The following is a 26,255-nucleotide window of genomic DNA, read 5'->3' on the forward strand; positions in this document are numbered from 1 at the left end:
CCTAGCTCCTTTTATAACCAAACCAAAGTCTGGTATTTCCGCTTTTTTCTATCTTGTCCATGACTGCATCAAACATGCCATGTGTGCCTAAAATAGCTGTTAGCATCGAAGCCATGATTCCTATCGCCATAGTTACTGCAAAGCCCTTAACCGGACCCGTACCATAAGCATAAAGCACAGCAACCGTGATGATAGTAGTTAAGTTTGAGTCGATGATCGCACTCATAGCGTGCTCGTAGCCCTTTTGAACGGCTGTTCTTATCGCCACGCCTTCACGTAAAAGCTCACGGATACGTTCGTTTATGATGACGTTTGCATCGACAGCCATACCGATAGTTAGCACGATACCAGCCATACCTGGAAGCGTTAGTGTCGCTCCAAAAAGCGCCATGACAGCAACCAATATAACGACGTCTGCAACTAGTGCGATATTTGCAAAAATTCCAGAAATTCCATAATAAACTAGCATAAATAGCACGACTAAAATAGATCCAGCAGCAAGAGCAACCATGCTTTGATTGATGCTTTCTTGGCCTAAAGATGGCCCAACGCTTCTTTTTTCTAGCATCTTCACAGGTGCTAAAAGTGCGCCACTTCTAAGTGCGATCGCTACGTCGTGAGCTTCATCAAGGGTAAAACCACCGCTGATCTGGCCGCTACCGCCACCTATTCTTTCGTTTATAACTGGAGCTGAATAGACCTTGCCGTCAAGCACGATAGCAAGCCTTTTACCCACATTTGCGCCAGTAAAATCACCAAAAATTCTAGCGCCTTCTGAATTTAGTGTAAAATTTATGATCGGTAGGTTATTTTGCTGAGAAAATGCAACCTTTGCATCAGTTAGCATCGAGCCATCAAGCACTGGGATATTTTTAACGACGTATTTTACGCGGTCATTTTTAGCATCTTTAAAGATCACATCACCATAGCTTTCAGCCTCAGCCTCGCTCATCGTATTTGCCTGATCTTGTCTTTTGTCATCAACTGCCATAAGCTGCAAGTGAGCAGCCTTTGCGATAAGATCTCTCGCTCTTTGCTCATCCTCTTCAGTCTTTATGCCAGGAAGTTCGACTAGGATATTGTCTTTACCTTGTCTAGCGACTGTTGGCTCAGCTAGACCAAACTGATCAAGTCTGTTTCTAATGGTCTCAACAGCTTGAGAGATCGCATACTCGATCGTATCAAGCCTCTCTTGCTCTGTTAGAGTGATGTGATAGTTTAGACCATCTTTTTTGATATCAAGCCCTTTTATCTCAGCAAGTGCCTTATCAACTTTTGGAGCCTCGTCACTATCAAGCAGCGCAAAATCAACACTATCTTCTTTTATCTTAAATTTATCAATAAGCACATCTTCTTTTTTAGCATAATAATTTATGCTTCCAGCGATTGACTTGATCTTAGAGTGGATGGCTTCGTTAGTTTCAACACCAAGAAGCATATGAAGACCGCCTTGAAGGTCGAGTCCTAATGAAATTTTAGCTCCACTTTGAGTCTGAAAAAAAGATGGCACCGAAAAGCCAAAACCAAAAATCAAGGCTAATATTAAGATAATCAGCCTATATGTAACTCTTGCGTTACGCATTATTTATCTTCGATCTTTTTAGCTACAAACTCGCGTGCTATACGAACGATTACATCATCGTTAAGTTTAACTTTGATAAAATCATTTTCGGCTTTAATCACTTCGCATATAAGTCCGCCATTAGTTACTATCTTATCGCCTTTGTCAAGAGCTGCAAGCATTGCTGCGTGGGCTTTTTGTTGTTTTTGTTGAGGTCTGATAACCAAAAAGTAAAATATGGCGAAAAGCACAACAAGAGGTAGTAATGATGTTAAAAAATCAGCGTTTTGCATGGATTTCCTTATTTGTAAGATTTTTAAACGGACATTTTAGCACTAAAATTATAATAAAAGCCTTTGTCGGTGCTTTTTTGCTTTCTAATTTCATTTTTTTAGCTATGGCTGAAAATCAAATTTTAAATTTCATCTCACCTTTTCTTACGCTAGCTGGAATTTTCATCATCATAAATTTAAGCAGAGCTGGCTTTTTTGCAGCTGGCTTTTTCACTGGAATTTTGTGGTTTTACTGGATTGGCTTTAGTTTTATCTACTACGAACTAGTCTGGCTTATACCATTTGTCATCCTCTTTGTAGCCCTTGTTTATGGACTTTTATTTTGGATAGCCTCTTTTCCAAGCTTTGTGGCGCTAAGAGCCGTTTTGCTATTTTTAATAAGCTACGTGCACCCATTTGGCTTTAACTGGTTTAACCTTGAAGCAACGCTTGTTTTAGGCGCTTTTGAGCCAAATACTAGAGGGCTTATATTTATATTTTTAGCAGCCATTTCTTTGAGTTTAAAAGGTAAAATTTTAAAATTTATCCTATCTTTTATCTGCCTGATCGCCGCCTTGCAGTTCAAAAGTAGCGATGCAAGGACTCTGCCATTTGACGTGGAGCTAGTAAATACTAATGTCGCTCAAAGGGTGCGCTGGGATAAAAGCTTGCGCATGAAATTTACAAATGAAAATTTAGACCTGATAAGCAGCGCCATAGCCGAGCAAAAACGCCTTATCGTGCTGCCTGAGAGCGCATTTCCATTATTTATGACAAATGAGCCACTGCTTGTTGATGAGTTAAAAGAGCTTTCAAAAAAGATAACCATCGTAGCTGGCGCACTTGCTTATGAAAATAAGCAAATTTATAACTCTGCATTTTTGTTTCAAGGTGGCACTCTTAGACGAATGGATAAGAAATTTTTAGTGCCATTTGGAGAAGAAATTCCTTTGCCAAATTTTATGCAAGATGCGGTAAATAAGCTTTTTTTTGGCGGAGCTAGTGACTTTAAAAAGGCTGAAAATTTTAGTGACTATGAGATAGACGGGGTTAAAATCAGAAATGCTATCTGCTACGAGGCAACAAGAGAGGAGCTTTATAAGGGTGAATTTGACGTGGTCGTGGCTATCACAAACAACGGCTGGTTTGTACCAAGTAGCGAACCTGTGCTTCAAAGAGTGCTTATAAAACACCTTGCTACAAAGTATAATAAAGCGGTCTATCACAGCGTAAATGGTTCAAAAAGTGAGATCATAAAGCCTAAAAAAGCGTTTTGGGATGAGTTTTAAAAGAAATTTTAAAGTGGCTTTTAGATAAAGCCACTTTTTTGATTATTTTTTTAGTAAAGCCTTGAAAGTATCAACCGCATCAAGCTTTTCCCAAGGGTATTTTGCATTTCCCACTTGACCTTTTGCAGCTACTTTTGCATATAAAAATGTCTCTTTACTTGGTTTATCAAGACCAAATTTATTTGTTATCCAGCGAGGTGTTAGAGAAAAATGCTCGCTTACAAAATTTGAAAGCATATCGTCATTTACGCCGTTTGCGTGAGTTCCCATAGTATCAACGCTAACTGAAGTTGGCTTTGCAACGCCTATTGCATAGCTTATCTGAACGATACATTTTTTAGCAAGGCCAGCAGCGACTATGTTTTTAGCTATCCAGCGCGCTGCGTAAAGTCCGCTACGATCAACCTTTGTGTAGTCCTTACTTGACTGGGCACCACCGCCTATCGGGCTATATCCACCAAAGCTATCAACGATTAGTTTTCTGCCTGTTAGGCCGCTATCGTGAAGTGAGCTGTGATTTACATATCTACCTGTTGGGTTTATATAAATGATCGTTTTTTCTTTATTATATAGCTCTTTTGGAAGGCCAGTTTCGTCTATTAAATTTTGAATTAGTGCGCGAAGCTCTTCTATCTTCATGCTCTCTACGCAAGGTGCAGAGACGACGATAGTGTGGATGCTTTGAGGTTTGCAGTTTTCAAAGTTATCTTTGCTGCCGTAATCAATCGTAACTTGTGTTTTTATATCAACACCAAGCTTATCAGGGTTTGCTTTGGCAAATTTATAGACTTTTTCACAAAGCATTCTTGCATAAGTTATAGCTGCTGGCATAAATTCTTTCGCTTCGCAGCTCGCAAAGCCAAACATGATGCCTTGATCACCTGCTCCGATCTCGCCATCACTTTGATCAACGCCTTGATTTATATCTGGACTTTGTTGATTTAAGCAGACTTTGACCTCGATATCATCTGGGTGCAAGCACTGCTCTTTTGTAAAGTTGCTCTTTCCGTCATATCCAATATGTGCAAGAGCATCTTTTACGATCTTTTCGTAGTCTTTATAAGAGAGTTTTACCTTTGAGTTTATCTCTCCGCCTATTACTATGTTTTTTCCAGCGACAAAAACTTCGCTTGCAACGCGTCCATTTGGATCTTGCGTTAAGATAGTATCAACAATGCTATCAGCGATAATATCAGCGCATTTATCTGGATGACCTGGACTTACAACTTCAGAAGTAAATAGATACATTTTAGTCCTTTTCCTTGGTTAAATTTTCGTGCAATTGTAACAAATCTATATAAAAAGCCAATTAATCTTTTTAAATTTCTTTATATTTAAAAATCATTTAGCTAGAATCAACAAAAAACTAATTTATTAAGGTGTCAAATGAATATGTTTAAAAACATTGCAAGAAGATACGCCGACGGAAATTTGATCGTTCAAATTTTAGTTGGTATCGTCCTAGGTGCCCTAGTTGGCTTTTACACACACTATCAGGCAGCCCCTTACAACCAAATCTCAGCTAAAATTCAAACCATTCAAAAAGAGAGTGGCTTAAGCGTAGATGAAGTTATAAAAACTCGTCTTAGCCAAGATGAAGCAAAACAGCTTGATGAAGCCAAAGAAAAGGCTAGTTCGGCTGATTCTATCGCTGCTTCGGCTTCAGTTTTAGGAGATTTGTTTAAAGGCGCTCTAAAAGCGATCGCGCCTATTCTTGTATTTGTTTTAGTTGCAACCTCTATCATTTTAAAGGATTTTGGTCATACAAAAGGTATGCAAAAAATCATCACACTCTACCTTGTTGGCACCTTTTTAGCAGCTGTTGTAGCAGTCATTGCTAGCTTTTTATTTCCTATCGAGATACCACTAAAAGGTCTGCAAAGCGCTGATATGTCTGCCCCACAAGGCATCACAAACGTGCTAAAAGACCTTATCTATAAAATGGTCGAAAATCCGATAACCGCCCTAGCAAACGGCAACTATATAGGCATCATCACTTGGGCGATAGGTGGTGGTATCGCTATGAGATATGCTACACCTGAGACCAAAAAGGTATTTAAAGATATAAGCGACGGCGTAACTCATATCGTTAAATTTATCATTAGACTAGCTCCATTTGGCATATTTGGCATGGTTGCTATTAGCATTCATGACACTGGATTTGAGGCACTGGCAGGATATCTCAAACTAATCTTAGTTCTTGTTGGTGCTATGCTTGTAGTAGCATTTATCGTCTATCCAGCGATGGTTTTTGCACTAACTAGGAAAAATCCTTATCCACTTGTGATGATCTGCCTAAAAGAGAGCGCGATCTCAGCGTTTTTTACAAGAAGCTCGGCTGCAAACATCCCTGTAAATATGGCGCTTTGCAAAAAGCTTGGACTAAAAGAGGAGCTCTACTCGATCTCTATCCCACTTGGAGCTACTATAAACATGGGTGGTGCAGCAGTTACCATTAGCATCCTAGCGCTTACTGCGGTAAATTCTATCCCATCTATCACGGTTACATTTGGCGATGCACTACTTCTATGCTTCATCTCAGCCCTTGGCGCATGCGGCGCTTCAGGCGTGGCTGGCGGCTCACTACTTCTAGTGCCATTAGCGTGCGGACTTTTTGGCATCGGCAATGACATCGCTATGCAGTTTGTCACAGTTGGCTTTACGATAGGCGTCATCCAAGACTCAGTTGAAACTGCGCTAAATAGCTCATCAGACGTGCTTTTTACAGCCGTGGCATCAGAGACTTCAAACTAACCTTCATAAAATTTCAGCTAAATTTTGGCTGAAATTTTACTTTTATCCATTTTTTTGTAAAATGTCCCAAAAATTTAAAGGATAAATATGCAAATTTGGGATCTAAAAGCACTTTTTGCAAACGAAAAAGAGTGCGAGCAAAACGCACTAAATTTACAAAAAGAGTGCGAAAAATTTAAAGATAAATACCTTGAAAATTATGAAAATTTAAAAACAGACCAGTTTTTAAAGGCATTTGGCGAATATGAAAGTTTGATAGCTAAAATTTCAAAAGTAATGACCTATGCTTTTTTAAATTTTGCCAAAGATACAAGCAGGGGCGCATTTTACGCGAAAATCGATGATATAGCGACAAAAGCAAATGAAAATTTGATATTTTTTGAGATTAAATTTAATGAGTTTAGCCCTAAAAAACAAGAAGAGATCATAAAAAGCTCTAAAAAATACGGCTATTATCTAAGCAATCTCGCCAAAGCAAAACCGCACCAACTTAGCGTTGCCGAAGAGAGAGTACTACTTCGCACGGCAAGCACCGGAGCAGAGGGCTTTTCAAGGCTTTTTGATGAGAGCATGAGCAAGATGAGGTTTAAATTTAAAGGCGAGCTTTTAAATGAAGAAGAGATTTTAGCCAAGCTTCATGAGAGCGACCAAAGCGTGCGAAAACTAGCCGCCAAAAGCCTTTCAAGCGAGCTTAGCAAGCACCAGCACCTTCTTGGCTACATATATAATATGATAAAAACTGATCTAAAAACGAGCTGCGAGCTGCGAAATTTCAAGCTTCCTGAAGAGCCAAGACACCTTGAAAATCAAATCACTAAAAAAAGCGTTGATTCGCTAATTGCCGTAACGGAGAAAAATTTTGATTTAGTTGCTAAATTTTACGAGCGAAAAAGAGAAATTTTAGGCCTTAAAAAGCTTTATGACTACGATAGATACGCGCCTCTTAGCAGTGAGGGCGAGTATAAATTTGATGAGTGCAAAAAGATAGTTTTAAAGGCGTTTGGGACATTTTCACCTAAATTTGGCGATATAGCCAAAAGCGCCTTTAATGACGGCTGGATCGACGTTTATCCAGCGCCAAACAAGCGAGGTGGCGCATTTTCTCACTCAGGATCAAGCGACACGCACCCTTATGTTTTGCTAAATCACACAAATCAGCGAAGAGACCTTTTCACGCTTGCTCACGAGCTTGGTCACGCTGTGCATCAAAAGCTCTCATATAGCGTAAGTTACCTAAACTCAGACACTCCGCTAACCACGGCTGAGACGGCTTCAGTCTTTTGCGAGATGCTAGTTTTTGACCACGTAAAAGAAAACCTTAGCAAAAAAGAGAAAATTTCACTGCTTGCTGGCAAGATCGAGGATATATTTGCCACGCTTTACCGCCAGATAAATTTCACCACCTTTGAAAGGGCTGTGCATGCACACGAGGGCGAGATCAGCCTAGATGAGCTAAATAAAATTTGGCTAAAAGAGAGCAAAAAGATGTTTAGCAAAAGCGTCACGCTAAATGACTACTATAAAATTTGGTGGAGCTACATCCCGCACTTCATCCACACGCCATTTTACTGCTATGCCTACTCTTACGCGCAGCTTCTTGTGCTTGCACTTTTTGGGCTTTACAAAAGCGGTAAATGCAAAAATTTTGTGCAAATTTACACCGAGTTTTTGAGCCTTGGTGGGAGCCTTAGCCCAAGGGAGCTTGTGGGTAAATTTGGCTTTGATATAGATGATAAAAATTTCTGGCAGATCGGCATAAACGAGGTTAAAAAGCTAGTAGATGAGTTTTTAGAAATTTCAAAGGATTAAGATGTTAGACGAAATTTTAGACGATGAGAAATTTGCACTTTTGATGAAGATGCACGTCTATGAGTGCATTGATTTTTTGCTTGAAAAGGGGGTAAATTTCTCAGTTATGGCAAATTTACCGCTGGTTAGCTTTGAGCCTAGCTTGCCAGATGAGATAAGTAGGAGCTTTAGTATGCCAGTCATTATGTTCTCACTTGGTGGCTACACGCTTGAGAGTACCATGCTAACGCAAGATGAGCTTAGCTTTGAGGCTGGCTTTGGTAGTGAAAATTTCGCCTCAGTGGTCTCTTTTCCACTTGGAGCGGTGGTTCAAATTTTGGTTGAAAATAGCCCGATCCTTGTAAATTTCTCTATCTACAAGCCAAAAGAGAAGCAAGTCGATCACGCTAAAAAATCAGCCTCAGTCTTTTTGCAAAACCCAAAAAATAAAGATATATTTAAGAAAAAATAGTAATTTTAAGCATTTTTGGCTAAAATCAAAAGAAAATTTAAAAAGCGAAAAATGGAAAATTTACTATCAAATTTAAACGAAGCCCAGCGCGAAGCAGCCACTCACATAGACGGTGCGATGCTCATACTTGCAGGCGCTGGCAGCGGCAAGACAAAGACGATCACGACTAGACTTGCCTATCTCATCGGCGAGGTCGGCATAGACGCGGCAAACACGCTAACTCTTACTTTTACAAACAAAGCCGCCAACGAGATGCGCAGCAGAGCCATGGCGATGCTGAGTCAAAGCGGCAAAAACTACTCGCCGCTACTTTGCACATTTCACAAATTTGGACTTTTATTTTTAAAGCTCTACATAGAAAAACTTGGCAGAAAAAACAACTTCGTCATCATCGACACAGACGATAAAAAGCGCATCATCAAAAGCTTTGAAAGTCCGGTCGCCACGGCGATACTCTCAAGTGAAATTTCAAACTATAAAAACTCGCTTTTAAGCGTAGAAGAGGTCTATAAAAACGCAAATTTCTCCTCTTTTGACAAGAGCAAAGACAACTTTTACAAGCAAGCAGCGCAAATTTATGAAAAATACGAGGACTATTTAAAGGCAAACAACCTCGTTGATTTTGATGACTTGCTAGGTCTTACATATAAAATTTTAGACGAAAACGAAGAGCTAGCCAAAGATATCTCAAACCGCTACAAATACATAATGGTCGATGAGTATCAAGACACGAACGATCTTCAGTATAAACTGCTAAAAAAACTCTGTCTATGCCACGAAAACATCTGCGTGGTGGGCGATGATGACCAGAGTATTTATGGCTGGCGCGGTGCGAAGATCGATAATATCTTAAATTTCAAAGACCAGTTTAGCAACGTAAAGATTATCAGACTTGAACATAACTACCGCTCGAGTGAAGCGATACTAAAGGCTGCAAACGAACTGATAGATCATAACCGCAACCGCCTTGGCAAGAAGCTTGTAGGCACAAAGGGCGAAGGCGAGGCTGTAAATTTGATAGAGAGTTTTGATGAAAATTTAGAGGCTGGCAAGATAGCAAAAAATATAAAAGAGCTTTTAAGCAAAGGCGTGCAAGCCAAAGATATCGCTATCTTATACCGCATAAACGCACTTTCTCGCTCGCTTGAAGATGGACTAAACAAAGAGCAGATCGCCTATAAAATGGTTGGTGGCGTAAAATTTTATGAAAGAGCCGAGATCAAAGATATCATAAGCTACCTAAGGCTGATAAACAATCCAAACGATGACTTTTCAATAAGACGTATCATTAATCGCCCAAAGCGAGGGCTAGGCAAAGTAAGCCTTGATAAGCTCGAAAAAATAGCCTTTGAGGGTAAAATTTCCATTTTTGAAGCAATCTCAAACATATCTGATAACGACGAAGCCTTTAGTAAAAAGGTAAAATCAGCCCTTCTTGAGTTTGCAAACAACCTAAAAGAGCTTCAAGAAAGCAGCTCGGTTTTTGACCTCATAGATAAATTTGAAGCTAAATTTGGCGTGAAAAAATACTACGAGAGCTTGCCAGATGGTGCTGAGAGAGCAGCGAACATCGACGAGTTTTACGCTGTTTTAAAAGATCAGATCAAGCAAAATCCAAGCTTTGATCTGGAGGAGTTTTTAAACGAGATCACGCTAACAAGCGAGCAAGACGGCATCAGCGACGAGGCTATTAGTATCATGAGCGTGCATGCGAGCAAGGGGCTTGAGTTTGAGCACCTTTTTGTGATCGGCCTTGAAGAGGGATTTTTCCCGCTCATTGGCGATGGTAGCGACATCGAAGAGGAGCGCAGGCTCGCTTATGTAGCGATAACAAGAGCCAAAAGGACACTTAGTCTAAGCTTTGCAAATTCGCGCTTTTACAAAGGTCAGCGTACAAGGTTAAATAAGAGTAGATTTTTAAGCGAGAGCGGTATCACGCATGGCTCACTAGTTATAGAACAGAGCAATGAATTTAAAAAAGGCGACCTTGTTAAACATAAAATTTTTGGTATCGGCAGGGTGAGCGCGGTTAGCAAGATCAAAAAAGAGTTTAAACTGACTATAAATTTTGGTGGCAATGTAAGAGAGATCATGTCAAGCTTCGTGGAAAAGGCCGTATGAACGCCATTTTCGTGGCAAACAAGCCTGCTGGCATGAGCTCAAACCACTTTTTAGGACGACTAAAGAGAAAATATGGCGTTAAAAAAGCTGGATTTTCAGGTACGCTTGATCCATTTGCGAGTGGCTGTCTGATAGTCGCTTTTGGCTCGTATACGAAATTTTTTAGATTTTTAGACAAAAGCCCAAAGGTCTATGAGGCGACGATCTGGCTTGGAGCTAGCAGTCCTAGCATGGATAATGAAAATATCACTGAAATTTCAAATGTAAAAGAGCTAAATTTAGAAAAACTTGAAGCCATAAGAGGCGAGCTAATGGGCAAGATAAGCTATATCCCGCCAAAATTTAGCGCCAAACATATAAATGGCACAAGAGCTTACAAACTAGCAAGAAGCGGCGAAGAATTTGAGCTAAAGCCAGAGACAATGGAAATTTACGAGAGTGAAATTTTGAATTATTCACACCCTTTTTTGACACTTCGTTTAAGTGTAAGTGAGGGGAGTTACATCCGCTCTTATGCAGAAATTTTTGGGCAAAAAGTTGGTTATAATGTAACTTTAAGCTCATTAAAGAGGGTAAGCGAGGGTAAATTTCGCTATGAAAATGAAAAATTTTTAAATATTTGCAATTTTTTAAATATTGAGCAAAACACGTATTTTGGGGATATTAATAACATACTTGATGGCAAGAAATTAAAAATTAACGATTTTGAAACACAAACACAAGGAATTTATTTGCTAAATTATGATAAATTTATGAGCGTAATCCAAATCATGGATGATACTATAAATTACACTTTAAACAAGGTAGAAAAATGTTAATCTTAGCAAGAAAAGAAAACGAAGAAATTTTACTAGGTAACGACATAAAAGTCGTCGTAGTAAGTATCTCAAAAAGCACCGTTAAGCTTGGTATCGAGGCCCCGCGTAACACAATGATACTAAGAAGCGAGCTGGCAAACGATATCAAAAACGAAAATATCCACGCCACTAAAAAAGCAAGTGAAGCCGATATCCACGAGCTTGCGAAAAAAATCGAGAAATGAAAAGCTTTGCAAAGATCAACGTATTTTTAAAGGTAGTTGGCACCAGAGGCAACTACCACGAAATTTTGTCACGTTTTGTTCTTTGCGAGCAGCTTTTTGATGAAATTTATTTTGAGAGGTCAAATTCTTTTGCTATCGAATGCGACAACAAAGAGATAAAAGATAACATCATACAAAAAGCGATAAATGAGCTAAAAAGAGCTGGCTTTTCAAATGAGCTAGATGAGTTTTTTAGCTCTCACAAAATCATCATCAACAAACAAATCCCAATAGGTGCTGGTCTAGGAGGAGGCAGTTCAAACGCCGCCACCTTTTTACTAATGGTAAATGACGAGCTAAATTTACATATAAAACGCGAAAATTTGATGCAAATAGCCTCCAAAATCGGCGCAGACGTAGCCTTTTTTGTAAGTGGCTACAAGGCAGCAAATGTAAGCGGCATAGGCGAGATCATAGAAGAATTTGACGATGAAGTGCCAAATTTAAATATTTTCACGCCAAATGTTTTTTGCTCCACACCGATGGTTTATCAAGAATTTAGAAGCAATTTCTTACAATACATAGACGTTAATACTGCAAAAAAGATGCAAAATTTAAAGAGCAAAGAGCTACTTGAAATTTATAAAAACGAGGAGCTAAACGATCTTTTTGCCCCATGCTTTAAGCTCTATCCACAGATGAACGAGTTTAGGGATAAATTTCTAAGCGGCAGCGGCAGTAGCGTATTTAGCGTAAAATAAAAGGTAAAATTTTGATAAAAGATCTAGCAAAAAACAAAAAAGCTTTGCATGACTTTAGCATACTTGAGACCTTTGAAGCTGGTATCGTTTTAAAAGGCAGCGAGGTCAAGGCTCTAAGGGCTGGCAGAGCAAATTTAAAAGACAGCTTTGTGCGCGTCATAAAGGGTGAGCTTTTCTTACTAAACGCTCATATCAGCTATCTTGAAACCACACACAGCGCATTTCGTCCAAATGAGCGAGCAGCCAGAAAACTTTTGATGCATAGAAAGCAGATCGATAAAATTTTCGGTCAAGTCTCACAAGATGGGCTTACTTTGGTTGTTTTGGCACTTTATCTAAGCGATAAAAACATCGTAAAAGCAAGGCTAGCCCTTGCAAAAGGTAAAAATTTACACGACAAGCGCGAGACTTTAAAAAGACGCGAGGCAGACAAAGAGGCAAGAGCTGCCATAAAAAGATATGTTTAAGGGATAAGATGAAAAATTTACTTGTTTTAATAATCGCTTTATTTGCTTTTTTTGGTTGTGGCGAAGATGAGAGCAGCAGTGCAAATTTTAAAGAATTTAGCCCAAATGAAGAGGTTAAGCTTGTAGATGTGAGCGGCAAGGAGCTTACTTTGGTTCGAAAAGATCACGGCTTTGCTATCAAAAATGATGATAATAAGGTTTTAATGATCGACATTTTTGGCACATTTTGCCCACCTTGTCAAAAAGAGGCAGCCGAGCTTACAAAATATCAGCTTGAAAACAAAGATAAATTTACACTAATTGGACTAACTCACTTTGAAAATGTCACAAATGAGTATGTTTTGCATGAATTTATGCAAAAATTTAATGCCTACTACTTCATAACAAACGATCAAAAGATAAATGACAAGCTTGCCGAGCAGATCGTAAGAGATATCGAATACAAACATGAGATCGCACTACCTTTTAAAGTGGTGATAAAAAACGGCGAGTATCAAATTTTAACAGACGTAGATAGCGGACAATACGGAGTTAAATACTATCTTGGCGGCATAAAAGTCACAAAAATGAAAGAAGATTTGGCAAAAATCTATGAAACAAAATAAATTTGCCTTATATTTGGAACATCATTTGCTTATAAATGTGTGAAATTTTAGAAGGACTTTAAATGTTTGTTTTAGATAGATCAAAATCTAGCCCATTAGTCGAATCAGCCCTTGCAGGAAGAGAGCTACGCCAAAAACTTATCTCTGGAAACCTTGCAAATGTTGATACGCCATTTTACAAGGCTAGAGATGTAAGATTTGAAGATGTTTTAAGAGAAAAAGCAAATGAAATTTACAATGTTTCAGAGAGCAAAAAACTAAATTTAGCTAAAACAAACGAAGCGCACATGGCTGCGGTTGATTTTCCAAAAAGCGACACAGCTCAAATTTTCTTGCGCGATGGTCACATGGCTAGAAACGACGCAAACACAGTCGATCTTGATGTTGAGACAACAGAAATGGGCAAAAATACAGTTATGATAAACGCCCTTGATAGCGCTTACAAGGCTCAGGGCAATATCTTTAAAAGCGTAATAGACGCAAGTGCTAAGAACTAGGAGAGATGATGTCATACTTAAATGATTTTGATATTAGCGGATACGGACTAAGCGCGCAACGCTTCAGGATGAACGTCATCAGCTCAAACATAGCAAACGCTCAAACCACAAGAACGGCTGAGGGCGGCCCTTACAGAAGACAAGAGGTCATTTTTAAAGAGATGAACTTTGATAAAATTTTAAACGATCAGCTTAAAAACTCACAAAGTCTGCTTGAGTATGAAAATCCACTCGATGATCCAAGCTCACCTAAAAACGCTCATCCTGCCCTAACTAGCGTGATCGTAGATAAAGTAGTGCGCGATGACAAGGACTTTCAGCTAAAATACGACCCAAGCCACCCAGACGCAAATGCAAATGGCTACGTCGCATTTCCAAATATAAACCCAGTCATCGAAATGGCTGACTTGCTCGAGGCGACAAGGGCCTATCAAGCAAATGTAGCGTCATTTCAAAACGCAAAAACAATAGCACAAAGTGCGATATCACTCATTTCAGGACAAGCATAATGATCAATAGCATAAATTTAGATAAGTTAAACAAAAGCGAAAATTCAAACAAAATAGCAAAAGCAGGCGAAGAAGGCGGCTTTGAAAACGCATTAAATGACTCTTTAAAAGAGCTAAACAAGGTTCAAATAAACGCCGATAAAGCCATAGCTGATCTCGCAACTGGCGAGGTAAAAGACTTGCACCAAGCAGCTATCGCCATAGGCAAAGCAGAGACTAGCATGAAGCTTATGCTAGAGATTCGCAACAAAGCGCTAAGCGCATACAAAGAAATTTCAAGAACGCAAATTTAAGCCATTGAATGAATTCCAGAAAATCAAAAATAACCATACTTTTTTTATTAATTACTTTTGGAATTTCAATCTTTGTGCTTGTTATTTTTTATAGAGCGAGCATCGAGCGAAAGCTTCCTAAACTTCAAACAAGCGACGTAAATACCGCGATCCGCGGCAACATCGTCACGAAAGACGGCTTTAGCATCTCATCAAGCCAAAAACTCTACAAAGTGATGCTTGACACCAGAAATATCGATCCAAATAAAAAAGAGATGTTTATCAAGCTCTACTCGCTTTACAGCGGTGACGATCCAAACAAAGTAAGAAAGATCATAAACGGCACAAAAGGCCTTGTCACGCTCTCTTACAGCATCGACGCAAAGGGCGCTACCTATCTTCAAGAGCTTTCCAGAAAGCTAAACCGCAAAGGCATTTTGATCTCATACCTTGACCCAAAAACAGGCCTTGCTTCTTTTCAAGGTATGCGCGTGATGGAGAGCGGTCAAAACCGCAAATTTATGTCAAAAGACGCTCTTACACCAGCTATTGGTTACGTGAGCAAAACAGAGAGCGACGCACTTACCAAAAGCAAAGGTGTAAAAGGGCTTGAGAGATACTACGAGGACTACCTAGCTCCGATACAAAACGCCAAAATCCTTGGTCCGCGCGATATTGGCAACAACATAATTTTAACCAGTGATTCAAATTTAGCAACAAGAGTCGATGGCTATAACGCAGTGCTTTCTATACCGCTTAAATTTCAGACCAAACTAGAGCAAATCTTAGATGAAAAGCGCGAATTTCTAGACGCAAAAGAGCTAATCATCTGCATAATGAATAGCAAAAATGGCGAAATTCTAGCACTAGCTTCTAGTTCAAGATACGACCCCTCAAATATAAGAAAGCAAGATTACAGCGCGCTAAATTCGAGCGCAAGCGAGTATGCATACGAGGTTGGATCAGTTTTTAAGCCATTTATCTTCTCCATACTACTTCAAGAAAAAAAGGTAAATCCTTTTGAGCTAGTAAATACCTACAACGGACGCTATCAGCTAGGCAAAAGGATCATCAAGGACACCCACCCAGAGCCTTTTATGAGTGCTGAAGACATCATCGTGCACAGCTCAAACATCGGTATGATCCAGCTAGTAGATAGACTAAATGGCCCACAAATTTATCAAGGGCTTTTAAATTTTGGCTTTTCAAGAAAGACAGGCATCGACCTGCCATACGAGCAAGTGGGTATGATGCCAACGGTTACAAAGCTAAATTCATCGACCTATAAAGCGACAGTTAGCTACGGATATGGCCTTCAAGCGACATTTATGCAGCTTTTAAAAGCTTATAACACCTTTAACAACAAAGGCATCGAGGTGACGCCGCACATGGTGGCATATCTTGAGCGAAACGGCAAGCGCTACGATCTGCCAAAAGCAGAGCCAGCTCAGGTCATTTCGCAAGAGACCGCAAAGATAATGAAGAGAATTTTGATAAAAACAGTTGAAAAAGGTACTGGCTTAAAGGCATTTACGCCAGGTCTTGAGATAGGCGGAAAAACTGGCACCGCACACATCGCTTCTGGCAAAGGCGGATATAGCAACACCTATAATGGCTCGTTTTTTGGCTTCGTAAATGACACAAGAGGCAACAGCTACACCATAGGCGTTTTAGCAAGAGATCCTAAAAAGCCTTACTACTACTTTGGTGCGCAAAGTGCGTTGCCGACATTTAAAAAGGCCGTTGATCTAATGGTTGAAGATGGTTATTTGTTTCCAGATCCTAATGTCATAGCTGAGTTTGAAGCTAAAAAAGATAAGCTTAAAAATGATAAAGCAAAGCAAAAACCAGCGTTAGACTAAATTTAACTTCTAAGGTATAAATATTAAATTTCAAATTTAGGGTTTAAAGTAGAAATTTGGATCTAGGCAAGCGGCCTAAATCCAGAATTTATGCAAGTCCAAGTTCATTTAAGACAGAGCTTAAATTTACAGAATTATTTGTATTTTTGCCAAGGCTATTTTGCTTCTCAAGCAGCGTTTGGCTAGTAAGTGCCATGTTTAGCTCTTTGCGGTAGTCACTTAAAATTTTATCCATTATTTTAAGTAGCTCATTTTTTTGATCCTGCGTTTTGGTCGGATCATTTATGCTTAAAAGCTCAGTTAGCTCCTCTTTTTTCTGAGCTATTTTCTCTTCTATCTTGTTTGAATTTAGCTCATTTATAAAGCCAGCAGCGCCAATTTCTGTAAGCCTTTTCTTAAACCGCTCAAGCTTGTCTGAAACCTTTGCCTCGCTTGTGATCTTATCAAGCGTTAGACTTAAAATTTCATCAAAACTATTTTTTTTATCTTTAGCTTTGCTTGAGCCTGACTGCAACAAATAATCGATAATATCGTTATTTTGAACCTTCATACATCTCCTTTTAAATTTGAGATGCTTTTTATAAGCAAGATTTATTCCTAAAGGCTAAATTCTCTAGCATTTTTTGACTTTTGCATGATAAAACTAGCAAATTCGTCACTAAAATTTGGACACTGAACGACTTTGTAAAAGCTGAAATTTAGCTCTTTTGCAAGCTTAGCATACTCGATAACTAGCTCAAAAATGGTCTCAGAGTTATCTATACAAAAAGATAGCGGATAGATAAGCGCTTTTTTATTTTTGCACTTTGCCAAAGCCTCATTTAGAGATGGCTCTAGCCATTTAACTGGGCCAAGACGCGACTGATAAGCAAGGCTCACATCTTTAAAATTTAGCTCCTGCTCTTTTAGCATTTTACCTAAAATTTGCACATGTTCGTTTATATGTTTTTCGTAGATATCGCCATTTTCTATGATCTTGCGAGGCAAAGAGTGAGCTGAAAAGATAAGGCTAACATCGCTTATATCGGTATCTTTTACCGCTCCCTGGATATGAGAGATAATGATCTTATTGTAAGCGTCATTATCATAAAATGGCTCGCAAAGTGAAATTTTAGCTTTTAAATTAAGCTCCTCCTTTGCCTTTTTAAAATCAGCTAAGCTCGAAGTTATCGTAGTTTGTGAGTGATGAGGGTAGAGTGGCAAAAGCACTATCTCATCAAATTTTTCATACTTTTTAAGCACATCTTTTACAAATGGCGAAGTGTAGTTCATCGCAAAATCAACCGCGTCAAATTCGCTTTTAAGGCTTGAAATTTTCTCACAAAGCTTAGCAGTAAGCTCGCAAAGTGGCGACTTTCCGCCTATTTGCTCGTAGTTGTGCTTCGCAGTTTTTAGCCTGCCTTTTGTAATCATGAAAGCTACAAATTTTCTTAAAAATTTATTTTTTATACCCAAAATATACGGGTCATTAAACATATTTGTTAAAAAAATTTCGACATCATCTAGGCTGTTTGCACCGCCCATATTTAAAAGCAAAAGAGCTTTTTTCATCAAAATAGTTCTCTTATCTTTATCGCATCATCAATGTTTGAAAGCTCGCTGCTTTCGCCACTTTGGCAAAGATCGTAAAAGGCTTCGTATTGCGCTTTTAGTTCGCTATTATTTGTATCTATCTTCAAATTCATCTGTCCATTTTCGCTCACTTGATGAAGCTTATGATCGATGAGATCGCCAAAATAGACGCCATTTTTCGCATTTACCTCTATCTTAAAGCGCTCCAGTGAGCCACAAAATGAGTCAGTGATATGCACTAGAATTTGATTTTTACTCTTAAAGCTGATCGCCACATTATCGGCACTTTTGGCATTTGTTTTGTTTGTTTGAGTGTAGTAAAAGTCGCTAACTTCTGAATTTATGAGATTTTTAGCGAGGTCGATGTCAGAAACTGAGAGTTCATTTATGATATTTCCATCGCAAAGTGGCTTAAAATGAGCGATAGAAATGCTATAAATTTCCTCTTCTTTTAAAAGTGCTTTTTTCAGCGACAAGATAGTTGGATTAAAACGCTCAGAAATTCCCGTGCAAACCCTAGTTTTGTTCGTTTTGGCGGCATATTTTATCTCTTTAAGATCTGCGATACTTTTAAAAACTGGACGTGAGATGAGGATGTTTTGGCAGTATTTTGCGCACTGGCAAAACGCCTCCACCATCTCCTCTCTTGGTGAGCAAAGCACGACTGCTTGAGGCTGGGCAACCTCTATAAATTCTTTAAAATCAGTATAAAAATCAGCTCTGCAAAACTCATCAACATTGTCTTTGTCAAAAATGCCACAAATTTCAAACTCGTTTGAGCGTCTAAGCTCTAAATAATGTTTTTTACCTGTGCTGCAATAGCCGATAATGCCGATTTTTAGCTTCACATTCACCCTTTAAAACTTTAGAAATTTTTAATTATTTTATTTACAAATCGCTTTTAAATAGATAAAACAAGAGATAGTTTTCAAAATATCACTATTTTTTCTCTTTTTAGAATTTCGCAAACGAATTTTGGCTAAAATCAAGCAAAATTTTAAAACTAACGAGGATAAAAATGCAAAATTTAGATATAAGAAAGGCATATCTTGATTTTTTTAAATCAAAAGGTCACGAAGTCGTAGCTTCTGCGCCACTCGTGCCAAACGATGCAACACTACTTTTTACAAACGCTGGCATGGTGCCATTTAAGAGCATCTTCACAGGCGAAGTGCCACGCCCAACACCACCTATTCGCACTAGCTGTCAGACCTGCATAAGAGCTGGCGGTAAGCACAATGACCTTGATAACGTCGGCTACACAGCGCGTCACCACACATTTTTTGAGATGCTTGGCAACTTTAGCTTTGGCGAATACTTCAAAAAAGAGGCGATTTCTTACGCTTGGGAATTTGTCACAGAGGTGCTAAAACTACCAAAAGATAAGCTTTATGTAACTGTTCATGAAAGCGACGATGAGGCGTTTGAAATTTGGAGCACTCACATCGCAAAAGAGAGGATTTACCGCTTTGGCGACCACGATAACTTCTGGCAGATGGGCGATACTGGACCATGCGGCCCTTGCAGTGAAATTTTTTACGATCAAGGGGCTGAACACTTTAACACACCTGAAGACTACATGGGCGGCGATGGCGATAGATTTTTAGAGATCTGGAACCTTGTTTTCATGCAGTATGAAAGAAGTGCGGATGGCAAGTTAAGCCCACTACCAAAGCCAAGCATCGATACAGGTATGGGACTTGAGCGCGTTACTGCTATCTTGCAAGGCAAATTTAGCAACTACGACAGCACACTTTTTATGCCGCTAATTAGCGAAGTAGCAAAGCTTTGTGGCAAGCCATACGTCTATGAAAGTGGCGCTAGCTACCGCGTCATAAGCGATCACATCCGCTCGGTCACATTTTTGCTAGCTCAAGGCACGACATTTGATAAAGAAGGCCGTGGCTACGTGCTTCGTCGCATCTTACGCCGTGCGATCCGCCATGGATATTTACTAGGCATAAAAGAGCCATTTATGTATAAGCTTGTCGATAAAGTTTGCGAGCTTATGGGCGGACACTACACCTATCTAAACGATAAAAAAGCGGCTGTAAAAGAGCAGATCAAGCTTGAAGAAGAGAGATTTTTAGCAACTATCGCTAGTGGTTTGGAGCTATTTGAGAGCGAGCTTAAAAATACAAAAGAAATTTTTAGCGGAGAGGCTGCGTTTAAGCTCTATGATACATTTGGCTTCCCGCTTGATCTAACAGCTGATATGCTTAGAGAAAAGGGCTTAAAAGTCGATGAAGCAAGGTTTGATGAGCTTATGAGCGAGCAAAAAGCACGTGCAAAAGCTGCTTGGAAAGGCAGTGGCGACAAGAGCGCGAAGGGCGATTTTAAAGAGCTACTTGAGAAATTTGGTGAGAATAAATTTATAGGCTACGAAGAGCTTAAGAGTAAAAGTAAAATTCTAGCCCTACTTGATGAAGAATTTAAAAACGTTGATAGCTTAGACGCTGGCAAAGAGGGCTGGGTGATGTTTGATGTCACTCCATTTTACGCTCAAAGCGGCGGTCAATGCGGCGATAGCGGTAAGATAGTAGGCAAAGCAAATGTGCTTGATACTGAGAAATTTCATGGGCTAAATTTATCTTTAGTAAAAACTAGCGCAGTGATAAAAGTTGGCGACGAAGTTGAACTTGAAGTGGGTAGTGATAGAGCCCAGACTGCGCGACATCACAGCGCCACACACTTGCTTCATGCAGCCCTTAGAAGCGTGCTTGGCACACACATCGCTCAAGCTGGCTCAAATGTCGAGGCAGATAGGCTAAGATTTGACTTCTCTCATCCAAAGGCGCTTACTAGCGAAGAAATTTCAAAGGTCGAAAACCTTGTAAATGAGTGGATCTTAAACGGCGCACATGCAAAAACGCAGGTTATGGAGCTTGAAGAGGCTAAAAAAAGCGGAGCGATCGCACTATTTAACGAAAAATATGCCGACAAAGTAAGAGTTGTGAGCTTTGGCGATGTCAGCAAAGAGCTTTGCGGTGGCACACACGTAAAAAATATAGATGAGATCGGATCGTTTTTCATCACAAAAGAGAGCGGTGTAAGTGCTGGTGTTAGGCGTATAGAGGCTGTTTGCTCAAGGGCTGCACTAAATTTAGCAAAGTCGTTTAGAGCTGAGCTTGAAGAGCTAAAAGATGAGCTAAAAAGCGCCGAGCCACTAAATGCCGTTAAGAAACTAAAAGGCGAGATAAAGGGCTTAAAAGATAAGTTAAAAAACGCTAAAAGCTCTGAGGAGCTAGCCTTTATAAATGTAAATGATACCAAGCTTTGTGTGGCACACATCGATGGTGGCGACATAAAAACTTTGATAGATGAGTTTAAAAATGGGCATGAAAAGGCTGCTATTTTGCTGATCCAAACAGATGAAGAGGATAAAATTTCTCTTGCAGCTGGCGTGAAAAATGCTCCATTAAAAGCTGGTGCTTGGGTTAAATTTGCAGCGCAAATTCTAGGCGGCAATGGCGGCGGCAAAGACGACTTTGCAACAGCTGGTGGCAAAAATGCTCTAGCTATCGAAGACGCCATAAAAAGCTCACTTGAGTATGCAAGGCAAGCTTTAGAAAAATGATTCATCAAGAGATCGCTTTTTTTAAATTTGATCAACTAATCATCTTCTTGCACATTAGCTTCGTAGCTCTTTTTATAGGGCTACAAGCTGGTTTGGTGCTTACTGGAAGCTATTTTATAAAAAATAAATTTGAAGATAAAGAGCGCTATCACATCTTGCTTCACATTATAAGACGCTTTGGACTAGCCATCTTTGCGCTAGTTCTTGGCATCGCGCTAACTAGCCTGATAATAATCTTTTACTTTGATGATGGCAAAATGCAAAATCCGATGGCAAGTGCGATAATAGCGACCAAATGGGCGATAGAGCTATTTTTACTCTTGAATTTAAGCTACATCTTTTATCGATACAAAAAGGCTTTAAAAACTCTAAGATCGCACGAGATGATCGAGCTAAACGAGAGCCTAATCGTCATCATCTACTACTTCACGCCACTAAATTTACTAGCTTCGCTCGCGGCTGTCTATCTTGGCGTGAGCTATAGGGGATTTTGATGATCACTCTTGCTTCTAGCTCGCCAACAAGGGCAAATTTACTAAAAGATGCTGGGATAGAATTTAAACAAATTTCTTGCAGTTTTGATGAGAGCATGATAGCAAAGAGCCTAAAACCAGAAATTTACGTCCAAAACGTCGTAAAAGCTAAAAAAGAGCAGTTTTTAAAGACAAATGGCAAGCTTTTAAATTTACTCTTTGCAGATAGCTGCGTGGCTTGTATGGATAAAATTTTAGGCAAGGCAAAGGATGCAAACGAGGCACTTGCTATGCTAAATTTACAAAGTGGCAATGAGTGTAGCGTCTATACGGCGATGATATTTTTAGGCGAATTTGAGCTTATAAATGTGAGCAAGACCACATATAAATTTGCTAAATTTAGCGAGCAAGATCTAAAAAGCTACCTAGAAAGTGACGAGTGGCGAGGCAAAGCTGGAGCCATGACGATAGAAAATTTTAATAAAAAATACATCACCTCCCAGCACGGCGAGACAAGCACGGCAATGGGGCTAAATTTAAAAATATTAAAGGCATTTTTATGAAATATATCTTGGCATTTATCTTTGTAGTTGCCATCGCACTTGGCGGAGCATTTTTATACTTTTATTCGCAGGTGAGATTTGACGCTTATACCATCATCGACTACAAGCCAAAGCTTGCGACACAAATTTTTGATAGAAACAACGAGCTTATCGCAAATATCTTTGAAGAAAACAGAATTTACGTAAAGTATAACGACATCCCGCCACGTGTCATCGAAGCGCTCGTAGCTATCGAGGATACGAGCTACTTTGAGCACGGCGGTATCAACGTAGAAGCCATGGCAAGAGCAGCGATAAAGGATATCAAAGCTAGAAAACTAGTCGAGGGCGCATCTACGCTAACTCAGCAGCTCATAAAAAACCTAGCCCTAAGCCGCGAGAAGAAATTTACAAGAAAGATAAAAGAGGTTGTGCTTGCCATGAAGCTTGAAAACGAGCTTAGCAAAGAGGACATCATCGAAAGATACCTAAATCACGTATATTTCGGGCATGGCTACTACGGCATCAAAACGGCTGCAGAGGGGTACTTTAGAAAAGAGCTAAACGAGCTAAGCATAAAAGAGATAGCGATGCTAGTTGGCATGCCAAAAGCGCCAAGCACCTATGATCCTACAAAGCACCTTGATCTCTCGCTTAGCCGCGCAAACAGGGTTCTTGAGAGGATGTATAGCATCGGCTGGATAAACGAGGACGAGTACCGCAAGGGCGTGCTTGAAGAGCCAGCAGTCTTTGACGATACGCTCACAAGAAATAAAGCCCCTTATGTGGTCGATGAGATCATAAAAGAGGCTTCAAAGAAATTTGACGATATAAAAACTGGCGGCTATAAGATACAAAGCACAGTTGATCTAAACGTGCAAAAGATCGCTCAGGACGCTCTAGTCTATGGCTACAATGAAATTTTAAAAAGAGATAAAAAGGCAAATCCAGAGATGCTAAATGGCGCTATCGTCGTCACTCATCCACAAAGCGGTCAAATTTTAGCTCTGATTGGCGGCATCGACTACGCAAAAAGTAGCTACAACCGCGCCAGCCAGAGCAAGCGCCAGCCAGGATCAAGCATTAAGCCATTTATCTATCAAATAGCCCTTGATAGCGGTTACTCTGTCGTCTCTCAAGTAGCTGATATCGCTAGGACGTTTGACATGGGCAATGGCAAAGAATGGACGCCGAAGAACTATAGCGGCGGCTTTCAAGGCTACATCACGATAAAATCAGCCTTAACCCAGTCTCGCAACCTCGCAACCATAAATTTACTAAACGATCTTGGTCTTAGCTCGGTTCGCAAACAGCTTACAGATATGGGCTTTAACGACATCCCTGAAAATTTATCAATCGCACTTGGTAGCTTTGGAATTTCGCCACTTGACTTTGCAAAATTTTACTCGATGTTTCCAAACGATGGCGAAGTGGTTGAGCCTACGCTCATTAAGCATATAGAAAATAGCTTTGGCGCGTCGATGGACTATGAGCCTCAAAAGAAGCAGGTACTAAAACCTGAGCAGGCATTTTTGATGACTACCTTGCTTCAAAACGTCGTAAACAACGGCACCGGACGCAACGCAAAGGTAAATGGCATCCAAATCGCTGGTAAAACTGGCACGTCAAATAACAGCATCGATGCTTGGTTTTGCGGCTACTCGCCTGATATAGAGGCCATCATCTGGTACGGAAACGACGATAACAGCCCTATGAAAAAGGTCGAGGGCGGCGGCAGGACAGCTGCACCTGTCTTTAAGAAATTTATGGAGGGCTACATCAAGCTCTACCCTACCCTAAGACGTGCGTTTGAGCAGCCTGATGGTGTCTATAAAGGATACTACAACGGCGCTGATGAGTACTACACGAACGACTCACCGTTGCCGCAAAATACGCCAACAAATGACATCATTCAAGATCAAGAAAACGATGGATTATTATTTTAGGAGATAAGATGAAAAGATTAAAAATTTTACTTTGTCTAGCGCTTGCAAGCCTTGCGTATGGCGCTGATCTAAATACAGCTAGCAAGAGCGAGCTAATGAGCCTTGGGCTAAACAAAAGCCAGGCACTAAACGTCATAAAGTATAGAAAAGCTCATAAATTTACAAGTGTCGAGGAGCTTGAGAAGGTTCAAGGCATCGGCTTTAACGACATGCAAAAGGTCAAAGAAAAGCTTAGTGTAAAAGATAGCCAAAAGGCGAAAAAGGCTGAGCCTGAAAAGAAGTCAAAAAACAAAAAGCTAAAAAGCAAGAAAAAGAAAAAATAATTCTTCTTTTATAAATTTCTAGCCATTTACATTTTAGCTCTATCATTACGCCCCTGAAAGAAGGTGGCTAGAAATGCTAAACATCGACAAAATAAGACATATAAGCTTTGTTAAATTTTTAATTTTATTTGTAGCTTATATGTTTTTCATAAACTACATATTTTTATTCAAGGGCGTGTTTTTAGGATTTTTATCGGGCGACACTTTGTCTTTTTCTATACTGCTTTTTGCTCTACTTGGCATATTTTTTCTTTTGCTCTTTGCTGGAGTTTTTTTGCATTTTGCTTGTACCATTTTTGCTAAAACCTCTTGCTATCTTTCTCATCATGATTAGCAGCATATCTGCTTACTTTATGCAAGCTTACGGCGTCATTATAGATAAAGGCATGCTATTAAACGTCTTGCATATATGTAGCGCTTGTAAAGACTAGCTATGGAGGTTTTAAAAGTGCTCTCAGATCAAGGGCAAAAATCATCTTTTGTTCTATAGTGGCAATAGCTATTATTTTTTCACTAACTTCAAAAATTTTCATACCATTTTTTAGAGAACACATTTACTTAAAAACAGTCTTGCTCCCGTCTTATCCAGTATATTCTGCCATAAAGCTGGCTCAAATTTTGTTTCAAAAACCACTGCCTTTTACCTACGTGGCAGATGACGCAACGCTTACTAACGATAAAAAGAAAATTTTAGTTTTGATAGTTGGCGAGACACAAAGGAGCAAAAACTACTCACTAAATGGCTATGCTAAAAACGATACAAACAAATTTACCAAGCAAAAAGATGTGGTAAGTTTTACAAATTTCTACTCATGCGGGACTGCCACAGAGACTAGCGTACCTTGCCTATTTTCAGACTTAAAGCGAGAAAATTTTAGTAACCGCGAGGCTAAGGCTCGTGAAAATTTAGTTGATATCATCAATAAACTTGGCACAAAAACATACTTTTTTGGCAACAATAGTGGCGGCTGCAAAGGCGTTTGCGATAATCTTGATCAAAACCACACTTCAGAACACAGAGCAGTTGTCTTTGATGAAGTGATATTTGATGAGGTAAAAAAGGTCATAAAAGATGCAAACTCCACTACATTTATCGTGCTGCATTTGCAAGGCTCACACGGCCCTATCTACTACAAAGGCTATCCAAGTAAATTTAAAGAATTCACCCAACCTGCGACACTGCCGAGCTAAACAAATGCACGCCAGATAAGATAGCAAACACCTACGACAACACCATTTTATATGAGGACTATCTGCAAAGTGAGCTGATAAACGCCCTTGAAGCAAAAAAAGATAAATTTGAAGTTGCCGTGTTCTTTTTTTCAGATCATGGAGAGAGCCTGGGCGAAAATGGCATATATTTACACGGACTGCCTTACTCCATCGCTCCAGACGAGCAAAAACACATACCAGCCATCATCTTTTCAAGCGATAGCGAGCTTTTAAAAAGGCTAAAATCTAGAAAAGATGAGAGCCTTTCGCATGATTTTATCTTTAGCTCAGTTCTTGGATATTTTGGGGTAAAAACTAAGGCTTATGAGCCAAAATTTGATATTTTTAGGGAGTAAATT

Annotated in this window: 25 protein-coding genes and 1 pseudogene; 20 read left to right on the forward strand and 6 right to left on the reverse strand. The window is 39.6% G+C overall.

Features of this window, described 5'->3' with window-relative positions; all coding sequences use genetic code 11:
- Position 1: 1 nt before the first annotated feature.
- Positions 2 to 1,582 (reverse strand): protein translocase subunit SecD, encoded by a 1,581-nt coding sequence (gene secD / locus F3G88_RS07100; RefSeq protein WP_103647639.1) that lies wholly within the window; start codon positions 1,580 to 1,582, stop codon positions 2 to 4.
- Positions 1,582 to 1,854, reverse strand: a complete 273-nt coding sequence (gene yajC / locus F3G88_RS07105) for a preprotein translocase subunit YajC (RefSeq protein ID WP_002941849.1) — start codon at positions 1,852 to 1,854, stop codon at positions 1,582 to 1,584. The genes secD and yajC overlap by 1 nt, the downstream gene beginning before the upstream one ends.
- Here yajC and F3G88_RS07110 point away from each other — a divergent pair.
- Positions 1,830 to 3,122, forward strand: coding sequence for an apolipoprotein N-acyltransferase (locus tag F3G88_RS07110; protein WP_188117465.1), 1,293 nt, complete (start codon positions 1,830 to 1,832; stop codon positions 3,120 to 3,122). The genes yajC and F3G88_RS07110 overlap by 25 nt on opposite strands.
- A 42-nt stretch (positions 3,123 to 3,164) precedes the next feature.
- Here the strand turns inward: F3G88_RS07110 and metK are convergent, their stop codons facing one another.
- Positions 3,165 to 4,370: a methionine adenosyltransferase gene (gene metK, locus F3G88_RS07115; RefSeq protein WP_021084435.1), complete on the reverse strand. Its 1,206-nt coding sequence runs from the start codon at positions 4,368 to 4,370 to the stop codon at positions 3,165 to 3,167.
- A 138-nt stretch (positions 4,371 to 4,508) separates the two neighbouring features.
- Here metK and sstT point away from each other — a divergent pair, with 138 nt between their 5' ends.
- The 13 genes from sstT to F3G88_RS07180 all read left to right on the forward strand — a co-directional run bounded on the left by sstT (position 4,509) and on the right by F3G88_RS07180 (position 16,251).
- Complete coding sequence (gene sstT / locus F3G88_RS07120) at positions 4,509 to 5,876, forward strand: serine/threonine transporter SstT (RefSeq protein WP_411160866.1); 1,368 nt, start codon at positions 4,509 to 4,511, stop codon at positions 5,874 to 5,876.
- Between the two features lie 87 nt (positions 5,877 to 5,963).
- Entirely contained in the window at positions 5,964 to 7,685 is a 1,722-nt protein-coding gene (locus F3G88_RS07125; protein WP_107856260.1) for a M3 family oligoendopeptidase, read from the forward strand.
- Between the two features lies 1 nt (position 7,686).
- Positions 7,687 to 8,136, forward strand: coding sequence for a hypothetical protein (locus F3G88_RS07130; RefSeq protein ID WP_107856259.1), 450 nt, complete (start codon positions 7,687 to 7,689; stop codon positions 8,134 to 8,136).
- Positions 8,137 to 8,187: 51 nt separating this feature from the next.
- A complete protein-coding gene (locus tag F3G88_RS07135; RefSeq protein ID WP_149715746.1) occupies positions 8,188 to 10,257 on the forward strand; it encodes an ATP-dependent helicase in 2,070 nt (689 codons plus the stop codon).
- On the forward strand, positions 10,254 to 11,075 hold the full coding sequence (gene truB, locus F3G88_RS07140; protein ID WP_149715747.1) for a tRNA pseudouridine(55) synthase TruB: 822 nt from the start codon (positions 10,254 to 10,256) through the stop codon (positions 11,073 to 11,075). Before F3G88_RS07135 ends, truB begins: the two co-directional genes overlap by 4 nt.
- Positions 11,069 to 11,299, forward strand: a complete 231-nt coding sequence (gene csrA / locus F3G88_RS07145) for a carbon storage regulator CsrA (RefSeq protein ID WP_002941828.1) — start codon at positions 11,069 to 11,071, stop codon at positions 11,297 to 11,299. Before truB ends, csrA begins: the two co-directional genes overlap by 7 nt.
- Positions 11,296 to 12,039, forward strand: a complete 744-nt coding sequence (locus tag F3G88_RS07150) for a 4-(cytidine 5'-diphospho)-2-C-methyl-D-erythritol kinase (protein WP_149715748.1) — start codon at positions 11,296 to 11,298, stop codon at positions 12,037 to 12,039. The genes csrA and F3G88_RS07150 overlap by 4 nt, the downstream gene beginning before the upstream one ends.
- A 14-nt stretch (positions 12,040 to 12,053) precedes the next feature.
- The gene (gene smpB, locus F3G88_RS07155; protein ID WP_035142320.1) at positions 12,054 to 12,506 is read left to right on the forward strand and encodes an SsrA-binding protein SmpB; all 453 of its coding nucleotides are present in this window, start codon (positions 12,054 to 12,056) and stop codon (positions 12,504 to 12,506) included.
- Between the two features lie 8 nt (positions 12,507 to 12,514).
- Positions 12,515 to 13,111: a thioredoxin domain-containing protein gene (locus F3G88_RS07160; protein WP_149715749.1), complete on the forward strand. Its 597-nt coding sequence runs from the start codon at positions 12,515 to 12,517 to the stop codon at positions 13,109 to 13,111.
- A gap of 62 nt (positions 13,112 to 13,173) precedes the next feature.
- Positions 13,174 to 13,608, forward strand: a complete 435-nt coding sequence (gene flgB / locus F3G88_RS07165; RefSeq protein WP_009294075.1) for a flagellar basal body rod protein FlgB — start codon at positions 13,174 to 13,176, stop codon at positions 13,606 to 13,608.
- 8 nt (positions 13,609 to 13,616) lie between these two features.
- Positions 13,617 to 14,117, forward strand: a complete 501-nt coding sequence (gene flgC, locus F3G88_RS07170; protein ID WP_009294076.1) for a flagellar basal body rod protein FlgC — start codon at positions 13,617 to 13,619, stop codon at positions 14,115 to 14,117.
- Complete coding sequence (gene fliE, locus F3G88_RS07175) at positions 14,117 to 14,410, forward strand: flagellar hook-basal body complex protein FliE (protein ID WP_009294077.1); 294 nt, start codon at positions 14,117 to 14,119, stop codon at positions 14,408 to 14,410. Before flgC ends, fliE begins: the two co-directional genes overlap by 1 nt.
- 8 nt (positions 14,411 to 14,418) lie before the next feature.
- On the forward strand, positions 14,419 to 16,251 hold the full coding sequence (locus F3G88_RS07180; RefSeq protein ID WP_012139982.1) for a peptidoglycan D,D-transpeptidase FtsI family protein: 1,833 nt from the start codon (positions 14,419 to 14,421) through the stop codon (positions 16,249 to 16,251).
- Between the two features lie 88 nt (positions 16,252 to 16,339).
- Here F3G88_RS07180 and F3G88_RS07185 read toward each other — a convergent pair whose 3' ends face one another.
- From F3G88_RS07185 to F3G88_RS07195, 3 genes are read right to left on the reverse strand one after another with little or no spacing between them, the layout of a single operon-like run.
- Entirely contained in the window at positions 16,340 to 16,801 is a 462-nt protein-coding gene (locus F3G88_RS07185) for a response regulator (protein ID WP_149715750.1), read from the reverse strand.
- Between the two features lie 47 nt (positions 16,802 to 16,848).
- Complete coding sequence (hemH, locus tag F3G88_RS07190) at positions 16,849 to 17,802, reverse strand: ferrochelatase (RefSeq protein ID WP_103573024.1); 954 nt, start codon at positions 17,800 to 17,802, stop codon at positions 16,849 to 16,851.
- Positions 17,802 to 18,671, reverse strand: coding sequence for a Gfo/Idh/MocA family protein (locus F3G88_RS07195; protein WP_002941921.1), 870 nt, complete (start codon positions 18,669 to 18,671; stop codon positions 17,802 to 17,804). The genes hemH and F3G88_RS07195 overlap by 1 nt, the downstream gene beginning before the upstream one ends.
- A 170-nt stretch (positions 18,672 to 18,841) precedes the next feature.
- Between F3G88_RS07195 and alaS the strand changes: the two genes are divergently transcribed.
- From alaS to F3G88_RS10775, 6 genes and pseudogenes are all read left to right on the forward strand, one after another.
- Positions 18,842 to 21,400, forward strand: coding sequence for an alanine--tRNA ligase (alaS, locus tag F3G88_RS07200; protein ID WP_149715751.1), 2,559 nt, complete (start codon positions 18,842 to 18,844; stop codon positions 21,398 to 21,400).
- Positions 21,397 to 21,894, forward strand: coding sequence for a 3-isopropylmalate dehydratase (locus tag F3G88_RS07205; RefSeq protein ID WP_149715752.1), 498 nt, complete (start codon positions 21,397 to 21,399; stop codon positions 21,892 to 21,894). Before alaS ends, F3G88_RS07205 begins: the two co-directional genes overlap by 4 nt.
- The gene (maf, locus tag F3G88_RS07210) at positions 21,894 to 22,436 is read left to right on the forward strand and encodes a septum formation inhibitor Maf (protein WP_149715753.1); all 543 of its coding nucleotides are present in this window, start codon (positions 21,894 to 21,896) and stop codon (positions 22,434 to 22,436) included. Before F3G88_RS07205 ends, maf begins: the two co-directional genes overlap by 1 nt.
- Positions 22,433 to 24,361, forward strand: a complete 1,929-nt coding sequence (locus F3G88_RS07215; RefSeq protein ID WP_149715754.1) for a transglycosylase domain-containing protein — start codon at positions 22,433 to 22,435, stop codon at positions 24,359 to 24,361. The genes maf and F3G88_RS07215 overlap by 4 nt, the downstream gene beginning before the upstream one ends.
- 8 nt (positions 24,362 to 24,369) lie before the next feature.
- Positions 24,370 to 24,684 (forward strand): helix-hairpin-helix domain-containing protein, encoded by a 315-nt coding sequence (locus F3G88_RS07220; RefSeq protein ID WP_149700578.1) that lies wholly within the window; start codon positions 24,370 to 24,372, stop codon positions 24,682 to 24,684.
- 296 nt (positions 24,685 to 24,980) lie between these two features.
- Positions 24,981 to 26,252: pseudogene (locus tag F3G88_RS10775) on the forward strand (phosphoethanolamine transferase).
- Positions 26,253 to 26,255 lie beyond the last annotated feature (3 nt).

The sequence above is a fragment of the Campylobacter concisus genome (genome assembly GCF_902460675.1).
Classification (GTDB): Bacteria; Campylobacterota; Campylobacteria; order Campylobacterales; family Campylobacteraceae; genus Campylobacter_A; species Campylobacter_A concisus_AJ.

Excerpts from the sequence above, each read along its gene's own strand:
- secD (WP_103647639.1), bottom strand. The coding sequence starts at position 1,582 with ATGCGTAACGCAAGAGTTACATATAGGCTGATTATCTTAATATTAGCC.
- F3G88_RS07110 (WP_188117465.1), top strand. The coding sequence starts at position 1,830 with ATGTTAAAAAATCAGCGTTTTGCATGGATTTCCTTATTTGTAAGATTT.
- yajC (WP_002941849.1), bottom strand. The coding sequence starts at position 1,854 with ATGCAAAACGCTGATTTTTTAACATCATTACTACCTCTTGTTGTGCTT.
- metK (WP_021084435.1), bottom strand. The coding sequence starts at position 4,370 with ATGTATCTATTTACTTCTGAAGTTGTAAGTCCAGGTCATCCAGATAAA.
- sstT (WP_411160866.1), top strand. The coding sequence starts at position 4,509 with ATGAATATGTTTAAAAACATTGCAAGAAGATACGCCGACGGAAATTTG.
- F3G88_RS07125 (WP_107856260.1), top strand. The coding sequence starts at position 5,964 with ATGCAAATTTGGGATCTAAAAGCACTTTTTGCAAACGAAAAAGAGTGC.
- F3G88_RS07130 (WP_107856259.1), top strand. The coding sequence starts at position 7,687 with ATGTTAGACGAAATTTTAGACGATGAGAAATTTGCACTTTTGATGAAG.
- F3G88_RS07135 (WP_149715746.1), top strand. The coding sequence starts at position 8,188 with ATGGAAAATTTACTATCAAATTTAAACGAAGCCCAGCGCGAAGCAGCC.
- truB (WP_149715747.1), top strand. The coding sequence starts at position 10,254 with ATGAACGCCATTTTCGTGGCAAACAAGCCTGCTGGCATGAGCTCAAAC.
- csrA (WP_002941828.1), top strand. The coding sequence starts at position 11,069 with ATGTTAATCTTAGCAAGAAAAGAAAACGAAGAAATTTTACTAGGTAAC.
- F3G88_RS07150 (WP_149715748.1), top strand. The coding sequence starts at position 11,296 with ATGAAAAGCTTTGCAAAGATCAACGTATTTTTAAAGGTAGTTGGCACC.
- F3G88_RS07160 (WP_149715749.1), top strand. The coding sequence starts at position 12,515 with ATGAAAAATTTACTTGTTTTAATAATCGCTTTATTTGCTTTTTTTGGT.
- flgB (WP_009294075.1), top strand. The coding sequence starts at position 13,174 with ATGTTTGTTTTAGATAGATCAAAATCTAGCCCATTAGTCGAATCAGCC.
- flgC (WP_009294076.1), top strand. The coding sequence starts at position 13,617 with ATGTCATACTTAAATGATTTTGATATTAGCGGATACGGACTAAGCGCG.
- fliE (WP_009294077.1), top strand. The coding sequence starts at position 14,117 with ATGATCAATAGCATAAATTTAGATAAGTTAAACAAAAGCGAAAATTCA.
- F3G88_RS07180 (WP_012139982.1), top strand. The coding sequence starts at position 14,419 with ATGAATTCCAGAAAATCAAAAATAACCATACTTTTTTTATTAATTACT.
- F3G88_RS07185 (WP_149715750.1), bottom strand. The coding sequence starts at position 16,801 with ATGAAGGTTCAAAATAACGATATTATCGATTATTTGTTGCAGTCAGGC.
- hemH (WP_103573024.1), bottom strand. The coding sequence starts at position 17,802 with ATGAAAAAAGCTCTTTTGCTTTTAAATATGGGCGGTGCAAACAGCCTA.
- alaS (WP_149715751.1), top strand. The coding sequence starts at position 18,842 with ATGCAAAATTTAGATATAAGAAAGGCATATCTTGATTTTTTTAAATCA.
- F3G88_RS07205 (WP_149715752.1), top strand. The coding sequence starts at position 21,397 with ATGATTCATCAAGAGATCGCTTTTTTTAAATTTGATCAACTAATCATC.
- maf (WP_149715753.1), top strand. The coding sequence starts at position 21,894 with ATGATCACTCTTGCTTCTAGCTCGCCAACAAGGGCAAATTTACTAAAA.
- F3G88_RS07215 (WP_149715754.1), top strand. The coding sequence starts at position 22,433 with ATGAAATATATCTTGGCATTTATCTTTGTAGTTGCCATCGCACTTGGC.
- F3G88_RS07220 (WP_149700578.1), top strand. The coding sequence starts at position 24,370 with ATGAAAAGATTAAAAATTTTACTTTGTCTAGCGCTTGCAAGCCTTGCG.